Annotated in this window: 19 protein-coding genes; 15 read left to right on the top strand and 4 right to left on the bottom strand. The window is 58.2% G+C overall.

From position 1 onward, the window contains the following. The first annotated feature begins 7 nt into the window (after positions 1–7). The 9 genes from A9762_RS14610 to A9762_RS14570 all read left to right on the top strand — a co-directional run bounded on the left by A9762_RS14610 (position 8) and on the right by A9762_RS14570 (position 7,779). Positions 8–484: a lysozyme gene (locus A9762_RS14610; RefSeq protein ID WP_069342731.1), complete on the top strand. Its 477-nt coding sequence runs from the start codon at positions 8–10 to the stop codon at positions 482–484. A gap of 70 nt (positions 485–554) precedes the next feature. Continuing rightward, a complete protein-coding gene (locus tag A9762_RS14605) occupies positions 555–1,724 on the top strand; it encodes a phage tail sheath family protein (protein ID WP_069342730.1) in 1,170 nt (389 codons plus the stop codon). A gap of 9 nt (positions 1,725–1,733) precedes the next feature. Next, positions 1,734–2,237 carry a phage major tail tube protein gene (locus A9762_RS14600; protein ID WP_069342729.1) on the top strand — a complete coding sequence of 168 codons (504 nt, stop codon included), beginning with the start codon at positions 1,734–1,736 and terminating at the stop codon, positions 2,235–2,237. A 24-nt stretch (positions 2,238–2,261) separates the two neighbouring features. Beyond that, positions 2,262–2,648, top strand: a complete 387-nt coding sequence (locus A9762_RS14595) for a phage tail assembly protein (RefSeq protein WP_240493568.1) — start codon at positions 2,262–2,264, stop codon at positions 2,646–2,648. Positions 2,649–2,742: 94 nt separating this feature from the next. Continuing rightward, complete coding sequence (locus A9762_RS14590; RefSeq protein WP_069342727.1) at positions 2,743–5,178, top strand: phage tail tape measure protein; 2,436 nt, start codon at positions 2,743–2,745, stop codon at positions 5,176–5,178. 9 nt (positions 5,179–5,187) lie between these two features. Beyond that, entirely contained in the window at positions 5,188–6,063 is an 876-nt protein-coding gene (locus tag A9762_RS14585; protein WP_371442975.1) for a phage tail protein, read from the top strand. Further along, complete coding sequence (locus A9762_RS14580) at positions 6,038–6,244, top strand: tail protein X (protein WP_069342725.1); 207 nt, start codon at positions 6,038–6,040, stop codon at positions 6,242–6,244. Before A9762_RS14585 ends, A9762_RS14580 begins: the two co-directional genes overlap by 26 nt. A 9-nt stretch (positions 6,245–6,253) precedes the next feature. Beyond that, on the top strand, positions 6,254–7,306 hold the full coding sequence (locus A9762_RS14575) for a phage late control D family protein (protein WP_069342724.1): 1,053 nt from the start codon (positions 6,254–6,256) through the stop codon (positions 7,304–7,306). Positions 7,307–7,395: 89 nt separating this feature from the next. Continuing rightward, positions 7,396–7,779 carry a hypothetical protein gene (locus A9762_RS14570; protein ID WP_069342723.1) on the top strand — a complete coding sequence of 128 codons (384 nt, stop codon included), beginning with the start codon at positions 7,396–7,398 and terminating at the stop codon, positions 7,777–7,779. Positions 7,780–7,971: 192 nt separating this feature from the next. Here the strand turns inward: A9762_RS14570 and A9762_RS14565 are convergent, their stop codons facing one another. Continuing rightward, entirely contained in the window at positions 7,972–8,343 is a 372-nt protein-coding gene (locus A9762_RS14565) for a hypothetical protein (protein WP_069342722.1), read from the bottom strand. A 1,065-nt stretch (positions 8,344–9,408) separates the two neighbouring features. Between A9762_RS14565 and A9762_RS14555 the strand changes: the two genes are divergently transcribed. The 3 genes from A9762_RS14555 to A9762_RS14545 all read left to right on the top strand — a co-directional run bounded on the left by A9762_RS14555 (position 9,409) and on the right by A9762_RS14545 (position 11,483). Next, positions 9,409–10,098, top strand: a complete 690-nt coding sequence (locus tag A9762_RS14555) for a hypothetical protein (RefSeq protein ID WP_139133230.1) — start codon at positions 9,409–9,411, stop codon at positions 10,096–10,098. 354 nt (positions 10,099–10,452) lie between these two features. After that, entirely contained in the window at positions 10,453–10,713 is a 261-nt protein-coding gene (locus tag A9762_RS14550) for a hypothetical protein (RefSeq protein ID WP_069342719.1), read from the top strand. A 494-nt stretch (positions 10,714–11,207) separates the two neighbouring features. Beyond that, entirely contained in the window at positions 11,208–11,483 is a 276-nt protein-coding gene (locus tag A9762_RS14545) for a hypothetical protein (protein ID WP_069342789.1), read from the top strand. Positions 11,484–11,496: 13 nt separating this feature from the next. Here the strand turns inward: A9762_RS14545 and A9762_RS28550 are convergent, their stop codons facing one another. After that, entirely contained in the window at positions 11,497–11,877 is a 381-nt protein-coding gene (locus tag A9762_RS28550) for a metal-binding protein (RefSeq protein ID WP_139133229.1), read from the bottom strand. A gap of 917 nt (positions 11,878–12,794) precedes the next feature. On the opposite strand from A9762_RS28550, the gene A9762_RS14530 reads away from it, so the two are divergent. Continuing rightward, complete coding sequence (locus A9762_RS14530) at positions 12,795–13,325, top strand: hypothetical protein (protein WP_240493566.1); 531 nt, start codon at positions 12,795–12,797, stop codon at positions 13,323–13,325. 206 nt (positions 13,326–13,531) lie between these two features. After that, entirely contained in the window at positions 13,532–13,963 is a 432-nt protein-coding gene (locus A9762_RS14525) for an energy transducer TonB (RefSeq protein ID WP_069342716.1), read from the top strand. Between the two features lie 146 nt (positions 13,964–14,109). Here A9762_RS14525 and A9762_RS14520 read toward each other — a convergent pair whose 3' ends face one another. Next, on the bottom strand, positions 14,110–14,943 hold the full coding sequence (locus A9762_RS14520) for a helix-turn-helix domain-containing protein (RefSeq protein ID WP_069342715.1): 834 nt from the start codon (positions 14,941–14,943) through the stop codon (positions 14,110–14,112). Between the two features lie 127 nt (positions 14,944–15,070). Between A9762_RS14520 and A9762_RS14515 the strand changes: the two genes are divergently transcribed. Continuing rightward, positions 15,071–16,267 carry an FAD-dependent monooxygenase gene (locus A9762_RS14515; protein WP_069342714.1) on the top strand — a complete coding sequence of 399 codons (1,197 nt, stop codon included), beginning with the start codon at positions 15,071–15,073 and terminating at the stop codon, positions 16,265–16,267. 142 nt (positions 16,268–16,409) lie between these two features. On the opposite strand, the gene A9762_RS14510 is transcribed toward A9762_RS14515, so the two are convergent. Further along, positions 16,410–16,979, bottom strand: coding sequence for a YdeI family protein (locus A9762_RS14510; RefSeq protein WP_069342713.1), 570 nt, complete (start codon positions 16,977–16,979; stop codon positions 16,410–16,412). Positions 16,980–17,015 lie beyond the last annotated feature (36 nt).

Raw genomic sequence — 17,015 nt, 5'->3', positions numbered from 1 at the left:
GCGATGCATGGATATCAAACAAAAGTTGCTTGGGGTGATTCCCGCCGGGGCGGTCGCGATCCTCCTGACGCTGCTGCCCTATTTCGAGGGCGTCAGTCTGAAGGCATATCGCGATTCGGTGGGGGTGTGGACGATTTGCTACGGGCACACGCGGGGTGTCACCGAGGGGCTGGTCGTCAGCATGGCGCAGTGCGCCGCGTGGTTGGAGGAAGACATTCGCATCGCGCTCGATGCGGTTGATCGAAACGTCCGCGTTCCGATCACTGAGGTGGAGCGTGCAGCGTTGGGTGACTTCGTGTTCAACCTTGGTGAGCCAGCGCTACAGCGCAGCACGCTGCTGCGGCTTGTCAACGCTGGCCGTAAGGTCGAGGCGTGCAATGAATATCAACGTTGGGTGAACGCTGGTGGGCGGAAGCTCGCGGGCCTCGTCAAGCGGCGCAATGTTGATGAGTGGTTGTGCCGGTACAAATCGCCGCCTCCCTGACGGCGACGACGTTTTTCGAATTCGCAATCAACGGCCGCAGATGCGGCCATTTTCTTTTGAGGAGACTCCGATGGGAGCAACTTCGTTTTTTCACGGTGTGACCGTAACCGAGGTGCAGGACGGTGCGCGAACCATCGCTGTGCCGTCGTCGTCCGTTGTCGGTCTGGTGGATACGTTCACGCCCGGCAATGGTCTGGCGCAGCCGGATGTTCCGGTGCAACTGACGTCGGAGTATGAGGCGGTCAAGGCGTTCGGTGAAACCAGCTCCATCACGCGAGAGGTGAAGAAGCTTTTCGCGCAGAGTAAGGCCGTCGTGATCGCGGTCGGCGTGAAGGTGGCGCAGACGCCCGAGGAGCAAACGTCAGCCATCATCGGCGGTGTGAGCGCAGCGGGTGTGCGTACCGGCCTGCAAGCGCTCTTGGACGCGAAATCGCGCTTTAACGCGCAGCCGCGTTTGTTGGTCGCACCGAAGCATTCGGCGACGCAGGCTGTAGCGACGGCTATGGACGCGCTTGCTACCCGCCTTCGTGCCATCGCAATTGTCGATGGCCCGAACAAGGACGACGAGGCCGCCATCGCGTACGCGCAGAATTTCGGAAGCCGTCGCATCTATATGGTCGACCCCGGCGTGCAGTTGTGGGACACGAAGGTGAATGCAACCGTCGACGGCCCGGCATCGTCCATCGCTGCGGGCCTGTTCTGTCAGACCGACGCCAATATCGGCTTTTGGGCATCTCCGTCCAACAAGGAAATCGTCGGTATCACCGGCACGTCGCGCCCCGTCGAGTTTCTGGACGGCGATGAGACGTGCCGTGCGAACCTCCTGAACAACGCGTTTATCACGACGATCATCCGTGACGGCGGTTATCGCCTGTGGGGCAACCGAACGTTGTCGGCCGATCCGAAATGGTCGTTCGTGACGCGCGTTCGCACGCAAGACATGGTGATGGATGCGCTCCTGTATGGGCACAAGTGGGCCGTCGACCGCAACATCACGGCGACCTATGTGAAGGACGTGACGGAAGGGCTGAGCGCGTTCATGCGCGACCTGCGCAATCGAGGGGCGGTTGTCAACTTCGAAGCCTTCCCCGATCCGACCCTCAACACGGCGACGCAACTTTCCGAAGGGCGCGTGTATTGGCGAGTTCGCTTCACCGACTCGCCCCCGGCAGAAAACCCGACATTCCTCGTGGAAGTCACTGACCAGTGGCTGACCGAGGTTCTCGAATCCGGCAACTAAGGGGCAATCATGATTCCGGAAACATTCGTTAACTTCAATCTTTTCGTTGACGGGACGTCCTTCGCTGGCGTTGCCAATTCCGTCACTCCGCCGAAGCTCAAGATCAAAACCGATGAGCATCGCGGCGGTGGCATGGACGCCCCTGTGAAGATGGACATGGGCATGGAAGCGCTCGAAGGTGCCTTCTCGATGAGTTCCATGCGAGTCGAGGTGCTTAAGTTCTTCGGCCTCACTGATGGCGAGGCGTTCAACGGGGTTTTTCGTGGGGCGTTCCGCGACCAGCGTGGCAAGGTCAAGAGTGTCGTCTTGACCATGCGCGGTTCTCTGACCGAGCACGATAGCGGTGAGTGGAAGCCGGGTGAGAAGGTCGACGTGAAATACACGCCATCCCTCACTTACTACAAGCTGGAAATTGACGGGCAAACCGTCTACGAAATCGACGTGATTGCAGGCGTTCGGATTGTCAACGGCGTCGACCAGCTCAAGGACGTGCGTCAGGCGCTCGGGATGTAATCGCCGCGATCTCGCAAAGCAACTTTGGGCGGGCCGATTGGTTCGCCCTTTTTATTTTTAGGAACCGACATGCCGGAAGCAAAGAAACTCGAAACGATCTCCGTTCCGCTCACCTATCCCATCGATATCAACGGGGTCAAGGTCGACGTGCTCACGATGCGCCGTCCCAAAGTCCGCGACACTCGCGCCGCTCAACAGACGTCGGGCGGCGACGATGGTGAATATGAGATCCACCTTTTCGCAGCACTGATCGGCGGTGCTCCTTCGGACCTCGATGCGCTCGACATGGAGGATTACGACGCGTTGCAGAACGCGTTCCGCCGCTTTCGATCCGTACGGCGTGAGGCTAACGGCGGGCGAGGTGAAGACGTTCGCCAAGCGTCTGGTGCGGGAGCTGGGGGCGAGTCCTGAGTCTGTAGACAACATGGATCTGCGGGACTTGGTGTGGTGGTTGACTGATTGATGACGTGGGCCGCACAGGCGGCCCATGCCAGTGAGGTGAGACATGGCGGGCGATATTGCACTTGGCATTGTCATCGGCGGGGCGGTATCGGCCACGTTCGGCAAAGCCGTGAAGGAAACGACGTCGCGCATCGGCGAGCTGAAGAAGACCGCGAACGAAACGCGGATGTGGCAGCGCACGATTGGCGATACCGTCAAATTGCAGGAGGAATTTCGGCGCCTGCACAACGCGGGCGATTCCGCTGCGGAAGGGGTGCGGCGCAAGCTCGATGCGAATCTGAAGTCGCTGCGCGACAACGGCATCGAGGTCGGCCGCTTGGATCGCGAATATGCGCGGCTCGGCAAGACCGTGCGCGGTCTCGACATGAAAGCTGCCGGGCACGAGCGGTTTGCGGCCGGGAAGGAAGGGATGCGCAACGTGGCCGGTGATGCCGTCAAGTTCGGTGCGGCGGTTGCGGTGCCCGCGACCGTTGCGGCGAACTATCAAGCAATCATCCGGGACATTGCGATTAAGGCTGGTATCGCCCGCACGCAGGAGGAGACGGACATGGGGGCTCGTATCCGCAAGGATGCGAGCGCTGCGGGCCTCTCGCGTAACGAGATGGCCGAAGCCATTAACCAGATGGTCGCGGCCGGTATGGACGTCGATAAGGCGCTTAATTTCGGTCGTCCCGCTGCTGAGTTCGCGGTCAGCCAGGGGGCGACGGCGAGCGAAACGGCGAAGATGATTCAGGCGTTACAGCAGAACGCGAAAATTTCCGATCCGGCGCAAATGTCGCGGGCGATGGAAGCCATCGCGTACCTCGGCAAAGCCGGGTCTTTCGAGTCGATCGATATGGCTCGGTGGTTCCCCGTGCTGTTGGCCGAAATGCAGAAGATCGGCATCACGGGGCAGGATTCGGTGACGCAGCTCGGCGCGATGCTGCAAGTCCAGATGAAGACCGCAGGCAATGCCGACGAAGCGGCGAACAACCTGAAAAACTGGTTCTCGAAAATCGGCTCCGGGGAGACCGAGCGGAATTACACCAAGGCGGGTATCGACTACCAAGCCAAGATGCGCGAAGCGATTGGCAAGGGCTGGTCAACGCTTGAAGCGTCGTTCGTTCTGGCCCGCGCCTACATCGAGCGCGTCGACCCGAAGAAGGCGCAGCAGCTCGCGGAGGCTGCAAAGGGCATTAACGCCGAGCTTGATCCGGAGAAGCGTCGCAAGCAAATCGCGGCCTTCGAGGACACGATGAAAACGGGCGACTTGTTTAACGACATGCAGGTCAAGGCCGCGCTCACGGCCTATATGCAGAATGCCGACCTTTACCAGCAACTCAAAAAGGAATCGGCCACGGCAACCGGCGAAATCAAGAAAGACCTTGCCGACCGACGCGATAGCTCAAAGCAGCTTTGGTCTGAAGTCGGGCAGGAGTGGAACGACGCCATGCGAAGCATCGGCGACGCGCTACGCCCTGTGACGGATGCGGTCGGTGCTGCGGCGAAAGGAGCTGGTGAGGGGCTTCGCACGCTGACCGATTCGTCACCCAAAGCGACGCTTGCCGTCGCGGGCGTGGCGAGCGCGTTTCTTGCCTACCGTGGCCTCAAGTCAACGTATCAAATCGGACGAGGGGTATTCGACATCGCCCGGGGCACGCTCATGGCTCGGGGCGGTGCGGTGGCCGGTGGGAAAGGGGCGGGCGGCGTAGCTCGGAAGGTTGCCGAGGCGGCTGGTGCGGTTGCAGGGGGCGTGCAACGCGTCTACGTGGTCAACCTGCCCGGCGCGGGCTTTGGGGGCGGTGGCGGCATCGACGTCGGTGGCGGAGCGGCAGGGGCGGCTCGTACAGCAGCGGCGCAGGCCAGCGGGGCGGCTGCACGGGTTGGTCGGTTCTCTCGCGTGGGCGAGGCGGTGCGTGGCGTGTTCGGCCGCGTTGCTCCTGCGCTCGGCCGGTTGGCCGCGATGGGAACGGTGTTCAAGATCGGGATGGCGGCGTCCGATGCATTCGCCGTGACGAAAAGCGACATGAGCCGCGAAGACAAGGCGAAAGGTCTGGGCGGCGTGGCTGGCTCGCTCGCGGGCGGAATGGTCGGCGCGAAGATCGGCGCGACGGTGGGCTTGGCGGGTGGTCCCATCGGTGCAGCAATCGGCGGCGTCGTTGGTGGTCTGGCCGGGTCATTCATTGGTGAGAAGGCGCTAGGAAAGGCCGCGCAATGGATGTTCGCGGCTAAGCGCGACACACCGCCCGAGTCGAAGGTCGACGCGCAAGCTATTGCGCAGGCGAAGTCGCTTGGCACCTCGTCGGACGTGTCGAAAACGTTCGCGAAGATCGAGCAGCAAAACACATTCGCGCCGATCTTCAACATCAAGGTTGAGGGTGATTCGGCGGATGCGGGTGAGCGGGCGTTTAAGGCCGCTGAGCCGATGCTGCGACGTTGGTGGAGTGACCAAAACTCAAAGAACAATCGCGCTGCGATGTTCGACTCCGCGCATCTTTAAGGGGGCAACGTGAGTATCGAAATGATGTTGGGCAAGGCCGCAGCTCAGGCGATTGTCGGAACCGAGCGAGTGAGGAAAGTGGAGCAGCTTTTGAGCAAGGGTAATTCGACCGGCAAGGAGGCGTTGGCTGGGCTTCAAAAACTCGCCGTCGGCGACCTGACAGGTGCGGCCGGTTTGCTCAAGGGCGCGACCAGCGCACTATCGCTCGCGGGCGATCTGAGTCCGAAGGTGGGCATGATTACGCGCAATTTCGACGTCATCAAGGGGGCCACTTCGTCTGTGCTGAGCATGGCAGCGGGGTCAAACCTTCCGCTTGTCGGTGCAGCGGGGCAGGCGCTGCAAGGGGCGCTTAAAGACGCGCAAGCCAAGTTCGGGGCGATGATCGGACTGCCCGGCGATGCGGTAGACGCGGTGGCGCAGCTCGCGGGCGTAAAGAAGCTCTCCTTCGGGATCGATAGCGCCGGGCGCGGTACTCCGCACCTGATGACGATGACGGCCAATAACGGCGAGTCGTTCCACTTCAATTTGTCGACGGCCGCATTCGACAAGCTCAAGCGGGCGACGCGGTACAAAGTCGCCTCGCAAGAGCGTTTGAACCGTCAGGAAGCACAGCAGGCGGTGAGCCAAGGCGGCGAGACGATCACGCTGACCGGTGTCATCTTCCCGCGCTTTGGCAACGGCATGCAGCAGTTGGAGACGCTGAGGCGCATCGGCGACAAGATGGACCCTGTGCTGCTTACAACCGGTTACGGCAAGGTGATGGGGCGTTGGTACTTGCACGGCATCGAGGAGGAGCAGGACGGTTTGCTCCACGACGGCGCCCCTCGCAAGCAATCTTTCTCGTTGGAGTTCGGGCGCTATGGCGAAGACCGTAAGAACGTCTGACGGCGACATCCTGGACGAGCTTTGTTATGCGGCATACGGCTCGCTCGTCGGTGTGGTCGAGGCGGTTTATGAGGCGAATCCGGGCCTCGCCGCGCAGCCGCAGCCGTTTGCCGCCGGCATCTTGATCCGGCTTCCCGATCTCGACATCGAGCGCGATGAGCCGGTGCAGCTCTGGACCTGAGGGGTATTCATGAAGGCAATCTTTCAAGTCGTCGCGAATGGCAAGGACATCACCTCGACTATCGAGGACCGAGTTCTCAAAATCCATACGACCGACAAGCCGGGATTAGAGGCCGACGAGTGCGAGGTCGAGCTGGACGACCGCGACGGCGCAATCCAGTTTCCGCCCAAGGGCGCGACGCTGCGCATATCGCTCGGTTGGGAAGGGAAAGGGCTGTCTCTCATCGGTGAGTACGCAATCGATGAAATCACCGTGCGTGGTCCGCCTGACACGATGATCATTCGAGGAAAGCCGGCGAATATGCGGGCCACCTCGAAGACGCACCGTAATGGCAGTTGGGAAAACGCGAAGCTGGCGGACATCATGGGGGACGTGGCTCGACGTAATAAGTGGGTAGTGGCATGCAGTGTCGATGCGGTTGTCCCTCGGGCCGACCAGTTCGGAGAAAGCGACTTGCATTTCGTCACGCGGTTGGCACGCATGCACGGCGCGACGGCCACGGTCAAGGCCGGAAAGCTCATCGTGACGCCTCGGGGGGCGGGCAAGAGTGCGAGCGGCATGCCGTTGCCCGCGATCACGCTGGCTCGCTCCGACGTCGGGCATTACGAGGTGTCATTTCCTGATCGCGCCTCGTTTGCCGCAGTGCGCACGAAGGTGCATGACGCAAAGTCTGGAAAGAAGATCGACCTTGTTATCCCGAACCCTGACGCTCCGCCGGGTGCTTCCGCTGTGCATACCGAGCGCCATGCGTTCGGGAGCACCGAGGCGGCAAAGTCGGCGGCGTCGGCTCGCTTGCAGAAGCTCAATCACAACACGGCGAAAAGTAGCTTGACCTTGACCGGTCGCGCCGATGTCAGCTCGGAGAAAACCCTGACGCTGACGGGCTTTAAGAAAGACGTCGACGGGGACTATCTGGTCGAGACCGTTGAGCACACGTATGAGGGGCGAAGCTGGGAGACGAAGATCAACCTCAACGCGGGCAACAAGGGTAAGGCGAAGGTCGGCCACGGCAAGAAGAAAGCAAAGAGCGTGAATCTGGTGGTGCCGCCGCCGTCGCGATAGCCGGTCTTGTCCGTCAATTGTCGAGCCGCCTTCGGGCGGCTTTTTGTTTGTCCGCGAGGGCTGTGCGCTCAGGCGCAAAGGAGATGTGAATGGAGGAGGTGCCGAAGTTGGGGGCGGTGCTTGTGTGCACTGCGCTGGTAATGCTCGCCGGGTTTGCCGGGGGATGGGTCGTGAACGGTTGGCGGATGAGCGCGGCCGTTGCGGAAGTCAGGCAGGCGAGGGCGGAAGACCGGGCCGACGCGGCCGAGTCTGCACTGACTGATCTGGCAGAGGGCGCCAGCCGCGTGAAAGCGGCGGCGGACGCTTACAAGTTTGAGAGTTCGGCCATTACCGGCCAGCTCGCACAAATCTCGAAGGAACTGAAAAGCTATGCGAAAGACAAGCCTCTCCCTGTTGATTGCCGCCCTGACGCTGGCCGGGTGCGCAGTCTCGCCGAAGCCGTTGCCGCCGCCAAGCAAGCCGCAGCTCGATAGTAGCCTCGCAGCGGCTTGTGAGATTCCGGACGTGCCGGAGATCGCTGATTACGACGTGTGGCAGCTGTGGGTCGAAGGAGTTTTGCTTCCGGCGCTTGCTACCTGTGCGATGCGCCATGCGAAGACTGTGGGAGCATGGCCAAGCTGATAGTAAGCGCGGCCAGGTGGTCTGGCCGCGCTGTCACAGCAGGATTACACCGTCGTCTTCGGTGCCTTGGTCTTTGCGTAGGTCAGGTTGATGATCTTGTCGTAGTGACCAACTGCGATGAACTCAAACTGGCCGACGAAGTGGTTCATCAACATTTCGGCAAAGCGGCCCTGATAGACGCCGTAGACGGCATCGTTGGCCCACTTCTTTTGGCCGTCAGGGTAGTGCGCGATGCAGTGAAGGTAGCCATCTTCAACCGTGACCGTGAATTTGCACAGACCCGTCCAGTTTTCCGTGCTGTGATCGAACTCGTTCTTGGCGTTGTACTTCCAAGTGTCGATCTCCTCGTCCTTGATGGCTTTCTTGATGTTTGCCAGCAGGTCCGCAGGTTTGTGCGTAAAAATCTTAAGTGACATAGGTATATCCCGAAATAGAGCGCCGGGCCGAACGGCCGCTCAGGCACAGGCCCGGCTGAGTTGTTGCATTCGCGCAAATCGATGTATGCAAAAACAAATGCGCGCATGTACTATTCGGGTTAACGAAGCGAGAGCACCGCTCAGGGTAAGTCGTCGCCGGGTGGGCTGTTGCAGCAGCTTGTTGGCGTTTGAGCGATTGTCAGACTTCGAAAACTCGACGTACCGCCTAGGCCCTGTTGACTTGCTCGTTCCACGGAGTATCCAGTCTTCGGGGCTTTTCTTTACTCTGCCCACTACGCAGCGGTTTTCTCGTAGGGGCAGATGTCTCGTAATTTCATGCATCTCCTGATTGTCGGGCCGGTGCAGCGCCTTGCAGGGCGCGTAGCTACTATACCAAACCTCGATCAGTTTTGGCGCGCCAAACCACAACATATTGTGCCTTGACATCGATGTAACACAACATATAGTGGTTTCTAAGCTTTTTGTATGGCTTGCTGCACTAGATGTTGTGGTGGCTCATGAGCGGATGTTGCGACTTAGCAACAGCATGTGCACGGAAAGCTGTTACCTAGTCTTGCTCCTGAACCATGCGGTTACCTCCATCGTAGCCAGTGTCATTTCATCGGCGTCCGTCTGGAGGGCTAGCCTCTCCCGGCAACTCGCCTCGGAGCCGCCGCAGGTCTCCTATCTCCCCACGAAGTTGCTCTAGCGCAATCAGCTTGCAGCCGGCTTCTTCCTGCCACTCCGCTCGAACAATTTCACAAAGGTTCTCTATCCGGCGAGCCTTCTTGTCGGTGTGGGCGGCTTGCTCGCGCCGAAAGACTACCTCCTCAATCACTTGGCGCACCGCGTCATCGCTTTGGCTGAGCCAGAGGGCGCGCAGTTCTTCGATGGAGAGGCGGGAAGGCCGAATCTTGCGAGGCATGTTTTTCGGGTGCTGTGTTTACGTACAGTATAATCCGTGCGACGTTCTGTGAGGCACCTACTTTGCGACGCATGAAATCGCGACGCGGGTTGGCATTCGGACGCCGGGGGTATTCCGCGATGACATGTCTGCGGATTCGTGTGGTCAACGACAAGGAGGTGCAAATGTGTGATGTTGTCGCGTGGTTGCTGGCCGCGATGATGCGGGTCGAGTGGTTGTCAGTTGCCAACGCAGTTGCTGCTTTGGTGACCGCCGCAATCGCATATGCGGCGTTGCAGAATTGGAAACGGCAAGATGGAGCCAAAAGAAAGGCCGATTTTCTCGATGAACTGATTGAGTCCACAAATCAGTTCATGGCCGAATGCTCAAAACCCCTCACTCTTCTTAGTCTGTCAATGCTTGGCGTGAAGAGCTACGGAGAGGCAGCTCTCGGCGCCAACGACGAGGAAAAGGTCATTAGCGGCGCAATCGCTTACATCAAGCAATCTGGTAAACGAGAGGCGGACGATCTTCAGAGTGCTCTGGATGCGGCCATGCCTTCGGCCGCGCGACTAAGGTCGCTGGCGGTGAAAGGGGGCATTTTTGAGTTTGAGCGTTATAAGGAATGCGAAGACGCGATCAAGACACTAACTTGGCAATTGGAGCGAATGTCTGTGCTGGCTGCGCTTTTGAATCCAGTGCCAAGTTGGAATTGGGAAAACCCGAAGGTGCGTGAATTGGTCAAGAAGGTGTCTGAGCTTGACTCGCAGCAGATTTATAACGATGCGCGGACGTGCAGCATCACTCTCACGACATTCGCCAGCGGCGCGTATAAGCAGATTTACGGTTGAGCGTGCGGGCTTGTTCGTCGCGACCGTTGCGCGTTATGCACAATAAACTGACGCTAGGGAAGGTGTCTCGACTGCACCATTTGTGCACCGAATTAAGATAGGTTGTTGATTTAAGGTAGGGTTCTGGTCCCCGGTACCACTTAGGCTTCGAGCCACATCAAGCCAGACGCAGTAATCCCTATTGTTTCAAGGGGTTTGTGTCAGATGTTCCGTTCCATGATCTGTACTGTAGCGTAGCCAAAAGTAGCTCAAGAGAGCTATTGGGGCTTCTCAGTGCACCAGATTTGCACCGAAATTTGCACCAAAAGGCGTACGCGGAGTAGGCTGCCGGCTACTTGTCGCGTAGAGGGGCATATGTTCACTCCGGAATTCTTAATTGAAGATCTGAAAGAGTTTGTGCTTGTCGCTAACCACAGCTTGGAATCGGCCGAGGCCGCTCGCCTCAGTATCGAGTACAACCGAGAGCGTATAGCCCACGGGCGGCTCCATTTGCCTCCGGGCGTATGGAAGTGTCGACTTGTCTACGATGTCCGCGGGCAATCGGTGAGCGATTTGACAATTAATCAAATCGCCGAGGCGTTCGGCGACTTTGTTTCGGTGGAGTTCAAGCGCTGATGGGCATGCAAGTCGTGGTTGTGGCCAAGTCAGTGTCCGAGGTGACGGAGCGACTGGGCCGGGTAGCGCAATTCGCTGAGATATTTGCATTGCCAAGCGGTTTTATCGGAGTATCGATTCCACTTGGTGTTGTCGAAGACCTTGGAGAGGAAGTCGTTCTCGAATGTATCTCAAACTTTCAGTATTGCGACCTATGGTCCGGCACATGGACGCCACTGAGATCCAAATGAATTTTCAACTGTCTGACGTCAGATGGGAGTCACAACGCCCAAGGTCCTGAAAGGGGGGGCGAGGCTGCTTTGGTCAGAAGATCATCCTGATACAACGGATCGCCCGCACTTTTGCATCACAATTCGCCGTGGGCCTGTGCGCGCGGTTCCCCGAATGTGACGGACCGCTATGGGTCGTTAACAGTCGCACACGAGCGACAAAAGTCAGCCGCGAAGCAACATGGATAATGAGCCTTGGCTGAACGCCCAAACTCCCGGATGCCCATGATCTACGAATACGATCTTTCGGTTATATTGCCTCGTCTCACCGGCCCGCTTCGCGAGATACTCGACACCGAGCTTGCAATCGGCAACACCATGATCGAAATCAGCAGTCGCTGGCCAATGCCAAACGTAAACATATGGCTTGAGCGCCCGCTGGGCCGAAAATATGTGGCCAATTACCCAGATCTCGAATACGCCTACCTCGGCGACCCGAAACACTGGCTGGAGCAATACATTGACACAAAGATCGGAGCGATGGTCGCAGCCGTGTGCTAGCACTCAAACCCGGTCAAACCTTTGCTCCGGTGGCGTAGAGATGATCGACGCAGTACGCACTACCATTCAACTGATACTTCTCACAGCCGCTCCACAGGCATTTCACCACAGCATTCTCACCACGCGACTGAGTAAGACGCTCCTTACGCAAGGCCTCGTCTGAAGCTCTCCAGCCCTGCACATCGGCGACCTTCACCGCAAGCTGGACCTGATGTTTTTCCCATTCATCGACGGCCCAAAGTTGCCCGCATGCCGGGCATCGCAGCAGCGATCGCCAGTGTGCTGCATCCTCGTGCCGAAAGCCGGGGAACAATGTATGCAAAGTCCCGTTAACGCTGCGTATCGCAGGATGGCTGTCGCAATCACATTTCATTTTCTGATTGTTTTCGGTCATCGCTGCAAGATACTAGTGGCTATGGCGCGGATCATCTCATCAACCATTGCCCGCTCCGCTTCGATAATCTCTGTTCGGCAGTCGGTTTGCAATGCGCGAAGCGCTTCATAGAGATCGCCCCATTCATCTGTCAGGCCATTTGTCAGCGGCCATGCTTGCAACAAGTGGCGCAAGGGCCGTGCCGCGCGCCGTTCACACCAAGCGTCGAACAGCTCTGAGCATCTAGCGTCGATGTCGCGAGGAAGCATAATTTAGCGCCCATCAGGCATCGTTAAGGTGACTGTGAATGATGCATCATTTCGGATGGCCGAGGTCGATCAACGCGATCATCCCTTTTGGGGCGAGAACCGATGCTCCTTAATGGCCGAGGTCGGCCATGAACAGATGTTCGACATTGATGCAGAAATCGTCGACGATAACGCCCTGCTCCTCACAGTGTTTCGAGAATCATAAATGGCTATGTGCGAAAGAGCGATACGTTGGGAGTCGTTAGCGGAAGTGGACTTCCCTTGCCCTGATCTCGAATTTCAGTTCAATGCACGCGATGAACTCAGAGTCGTGATGCGCTTTTCTCTTCTAAATACTGGCGCCGAACAGCGGAAGCTGGACTTGGAGCTTCGTTTTTCGGGCGTCATAGGACTCAAATGGATAGAGGAGTGCCACGGCTCTGTCATTCAGTCATCGGTGCCATCAAGGCCCAGGTGCCAAGAGATAGCATGGAGTCAGTGGGTCCTCCCGGCAGCCATCATCGAAAATTCTGCGTGGCTATCGCGGTATATGAACTTGCCTGGCACTGAGAATCGTCAACACTTTTCGCTCGTCTGCATGAACGACCTGCTAGACGTTCTTGCCTTGCCAGATGTTCGAGTGCGGTGGATCGAAGCAGAGTAAAGCGGCAGTGTGCGAAGGGCAGCTATGTGGAGTTTTTTGCGGACGGTTTTTTAGCAAACGTTCCGGGTCGCAAGCGGTCCGTCGCGATCGTCGCCAATCGGCCACAAAAAGTCTTCGAACCGGATTGCCAGATTGTTGATAACGTAACGTTGGACACCAACTACGGGTACAGACGCAAAACTATGGGATACGACGTTCACATCACTCGCAAAGAAAACTGGTTTGACAAATGCGGTCCCGCCATCGCGCTTGATGAGTGGAAGGCGTTGACTCAGTCCGACCCACATATGCGCCTCGATGGCTACGCGAGTGCAGTTGTCGGTGATGGCCACGTATTGCGGATAGACAGTGCGGGGTTGGCCGTCTGGACGGCCTACACAGGGGGCGGCGGGAGTGATTGCAATGCTTGGTTTGATTTTCGGCAAGGGAATGTAGTGGTGAAGAATCCTGACGGCGAGATTCTCCGAAAAATGTGGCAACTAGCGCAGTTGCTTGAAGCAAAAGTGCAAGGTGACGAGTGCGAAGTTTATGGCGCGGATGGTCACGTTATCCTGTAACTGATCACTTTTCGCCTGATCTGGATGAGCTGATTCTGTGCGATCAATTGGGTGCGAGAGTGTTGAATCGAAAATCGAAAGAAATCGGGCGAGACGCACGTGGACGTGCATGTGATCTATACGCCGAATAACTCGATTCTTCTGTCGAAAAAGGAATAGGTGTCTTGGCGAGATAGTCAAGAAGACTGGACTGCTGCATCAGGAAAATGCCGATCGTGCAGCGCGGAAATATCGGGGGAGCAATGCAAAATCGAACGCTGTGGGGAACGGTATTTTTCGTCGATTTAGCGTTCATACTCGCGGGCTGTGGCGGGCTGTGGCGGGCTGTGGCGGGCTGTGGCGGGCAGCTAGGTAACGGGATCAGTCCTCCCCAGTGCGGTGAACTCCGGCCTGTATATACCAAAGAAAAAATCGTCAAAGCTCCGTTGATGTCCGATCCGGTCGTGAGCTATATCGTTGACGAGCATGCGATTGTGCACGACGTTGTTATCAAACAGTTCTCCGGTTCTGCTGAGCTTGACGATGCAGCGCTCAACGCAGCGAAAAAGATGCACTGCACCAGCCCTGCGATGGACGGTTGGGGCCATGTTGTGTCATACGAAGTAACTGCCATGGTGAAGTTCGGATTTCGCCGATAGCGTTCGCCGCCACGAAAATTTCTTGTGCCCTCGGTACCGATCGGGGGATGCAATTCATTTGCTCGTGGCGCATACGTCAGCTTCTGGGGCGCAGTGCGACACGCCGTCATAGGGACAACGTTTTTCAAAGCCCCCGTTCCACAACCTCAAAGGTTCTGCTTCAAATAACGCCCTGGCGTTTCGCCAAGGATCTTGCGAAACATGGCGACGAAGTTGCTGGCGTTCTCGTAACCCAGACCATCGGCGACATCCTGGACGGTTGCGCCGCGGGCCATCCATTGCAAGGCGAGCAGCACATGAAGTTGTCTGCGCCAGCGTCCGAAACTCATGCCGGTTTCCCGGGAGATCAGTCGTGAGAGCGTTCGAGGCGCGACGCCTAGTCGATGTGCCCACGACTCGATGCTGCCGGGATCAGACGGCTTGGCCATGATCCAGTCGACCAGCTTGCGAAGGCGCGTGTCTGTCGACAGCGGAAGATGGACTTTTCCGGACGGCGCCAACGCCATCTCTTCGAGCAACAGCGCCATCACGCGTGACGCCATGCTCCCCTCCGCATACCGCATGGGAAACGTCGCTGAACGCATGACCAGTTCCCGGAGCAACGGCGTTGTCGAAAGCGAACAGCACGCCTTCGGCAACGCCTCGCAGGCAACCGGATCCACGTAGACCACATAGCACTCGACCGTGCCACTCACCTCCATGCGATGCGTCACGCCGCCGGGTATCCACATGGCGCCGCCCGGGGGGACCAACCAAAAACCACCGTCAACCTCGCAGGCGAGCACGCCGCGCATCCAGAGCAGGAACTGGCCTTTGCGATGGTGGTGGAAATTGGCTTCTTTCCGGCTGTCGATCTGAGACCCGTCTTCGCTCTCCATTCGTGCCATGTCCACGCCGGCGGCGCCGATCGTAATCACTGGCCTCGGGACGAGGTCGGGATCCTCCCATTCGATTGACGTGTCGTCGCTGAGAACCGGCATGTGGCACTTCCCGATAAAGAGTCAGAGTGGCAAGAATTCACTATATCTTGGCAAGATCGATCATTGTGACCAATTTTCCTGACACCTAACATAGCCTCGTCATTCCACCCCTCAAGAGGCTTTCTGCATGGAACCACGGAAGAAAATATTGATTTGCGGCGGAGGGATCGCGGGCCCGGCGTGTGCCTGGTGGCTGGCGAAATACGGCTTCTCGGTGGTCATCGCAGAGAAATCCCGCACCTTCAGGGATGGCGGGCAAAACGTTGACGTCAAAGGTGCCGGACAGGACGTGATCAGGCGCATGGGATTAGCCGAACAGATCGAGGCGCGCAACACTCGGGAATGCGGACAGAAGTGGCTCGATGCGGCCGGTAAGGTCATTGCAACGTTCCCCAAAGGTAGCGTTGGTGGCCTCACGAGCGAATTTGAAATCCTCCGAGGCGATTTTGCTCGTGTCCTGTTCGACGCAACCCACGGTGCCTGTGAATATCGTTTCGGCGCATCCGTCAGCGATATTGAGGACGTCGAGGACGGTGTCCGCGCGACCTTCGCCGATGGTTCGAGAGAAGAGTTCGCACTGGTGATTTGTGCTGAGGGTATTCGTTCCTCGACGAGAGACCTTGTGCTCGCCGAGGAAACAAAGCTGCGCTACCTCGGTGCCTATATGGCGTTCTTCAAGATTCCCCGGCTTGCGGAGGACGACTTCTGGGCGCGCTCCGTCCACGGCTCAGGTGGGACCATGATGATTCTCCGACCCGGAGGGGCGACGGAAACCACGGTTCTGGTGACTTTCCCCGTCAGTGCAGATCCTCAGTCGACGGCATCGATGCCGTCGCGTAGGGAAATGCTGTACACCGCGCTAACGGGCCGGGGCACGATAGCCGACCGCATCATTGATGCACTGGATGCCGTACAAGACTTTTACTTCGGGCCGATGAGTCAGGTGCGGGCATCGTCGTGGTCCAAAGGCCGCGTAGTCTTGTTAGGGGACGCAGCGTACTGCCCGACGGCTTTCACGGGCGAGGGCACGGCCTTGGCACTTGTGGGGGCCTACGTGCTGGCTGGGGAGATAAGAAAGTGCGCAACCCACACCCAAGCGTTTCAGCAGTACGAGCGTCTCCTGCGCCCTTACGTCGAGCGCTCGCAGGAAACCTTGAGCCCTCGGCTCGTACGGTTCATGCACATTAAGACGCGATTCGGGATCATGGTCACGCGCAACGTCTTCAGACTCGTCGCGAGTCGGCCCATGCAAGCGCTGCTGAAACGTGCCGCTGCTGCGCGAGGCCGTAACCGTCGCCAGGATTTTCCGCTGCCGGTCTACTGATAGACATGCTGGACCCCAGTGCGACAGTGCGACAGTGCGCCAAATTCGGACGACAACATGAACGCACTTGGGGAGATCGCATTTGCCCTTGCCCATGAGGTTCTTTGGCGCTGCAATGACGATAGGTCTCTCGACAATCGCCCTAGGGATGAATGGTCTCCCCGCGCTCAAGCATCTCGATGAACTCTCTGATCTTGCGCGCTCGGGTTTCGGGCTTCTTCGCGTTCTGAATGCGAAACAAAATGGCGTAGCGGTTGCGACTGTTCAACGTGACGAAGAACGCCTGAGCTTCGGGGCTGGCGTCCAGCGCGGCCTGAAGATCGTCGGGTACGACTGAATTGCTGGCCGACGTGTAAGCGGCTGCCCATCGGCCATCCGCTTTGGCGGTCTCAATTTCTCGTATGCCCGAGGGGCGCATTCTGCCCGCAGCGATCAATGCTCCAACGCGGTCCTTGTTGCGCTTGGACCAAATGCTCTTCGCGGTGCGTCGCGTGAAGCGTTGCAACCAGTATTCGTCGCTCTCCGCCTGTTTTCGACCGTCGATCCAGCCGTAGCAAAGCGCGCTTTCCACCGCCTGCTCGTAGGTCAAAACTGACTTCCCCGTCCCCTTTTTGGGAATGCGTAACCATATCCCGGTCGACGTTTCGCCGTTTTGCGTTAGCCAGTGTTCCCATGCTTCCTGATCGTGAAATGTCAGACGAGGTTCCGTCATGCGTTGTCCAGAAAACGTGTGGCAGTACAATGCGTT

This window comes from Pandoraea sp. ISTKB, assembly GCF_001721285.1.
Classification (GTDB): Bacteria; Pseudomonadota; Gammaproteobacteria; order Burkholderiales; family Burkholderiaceae; genus Pandoraea; species Pandoraea capi.
This window is presented reverse-complemented; position numbering and strand designations above follow the sequence as displayed.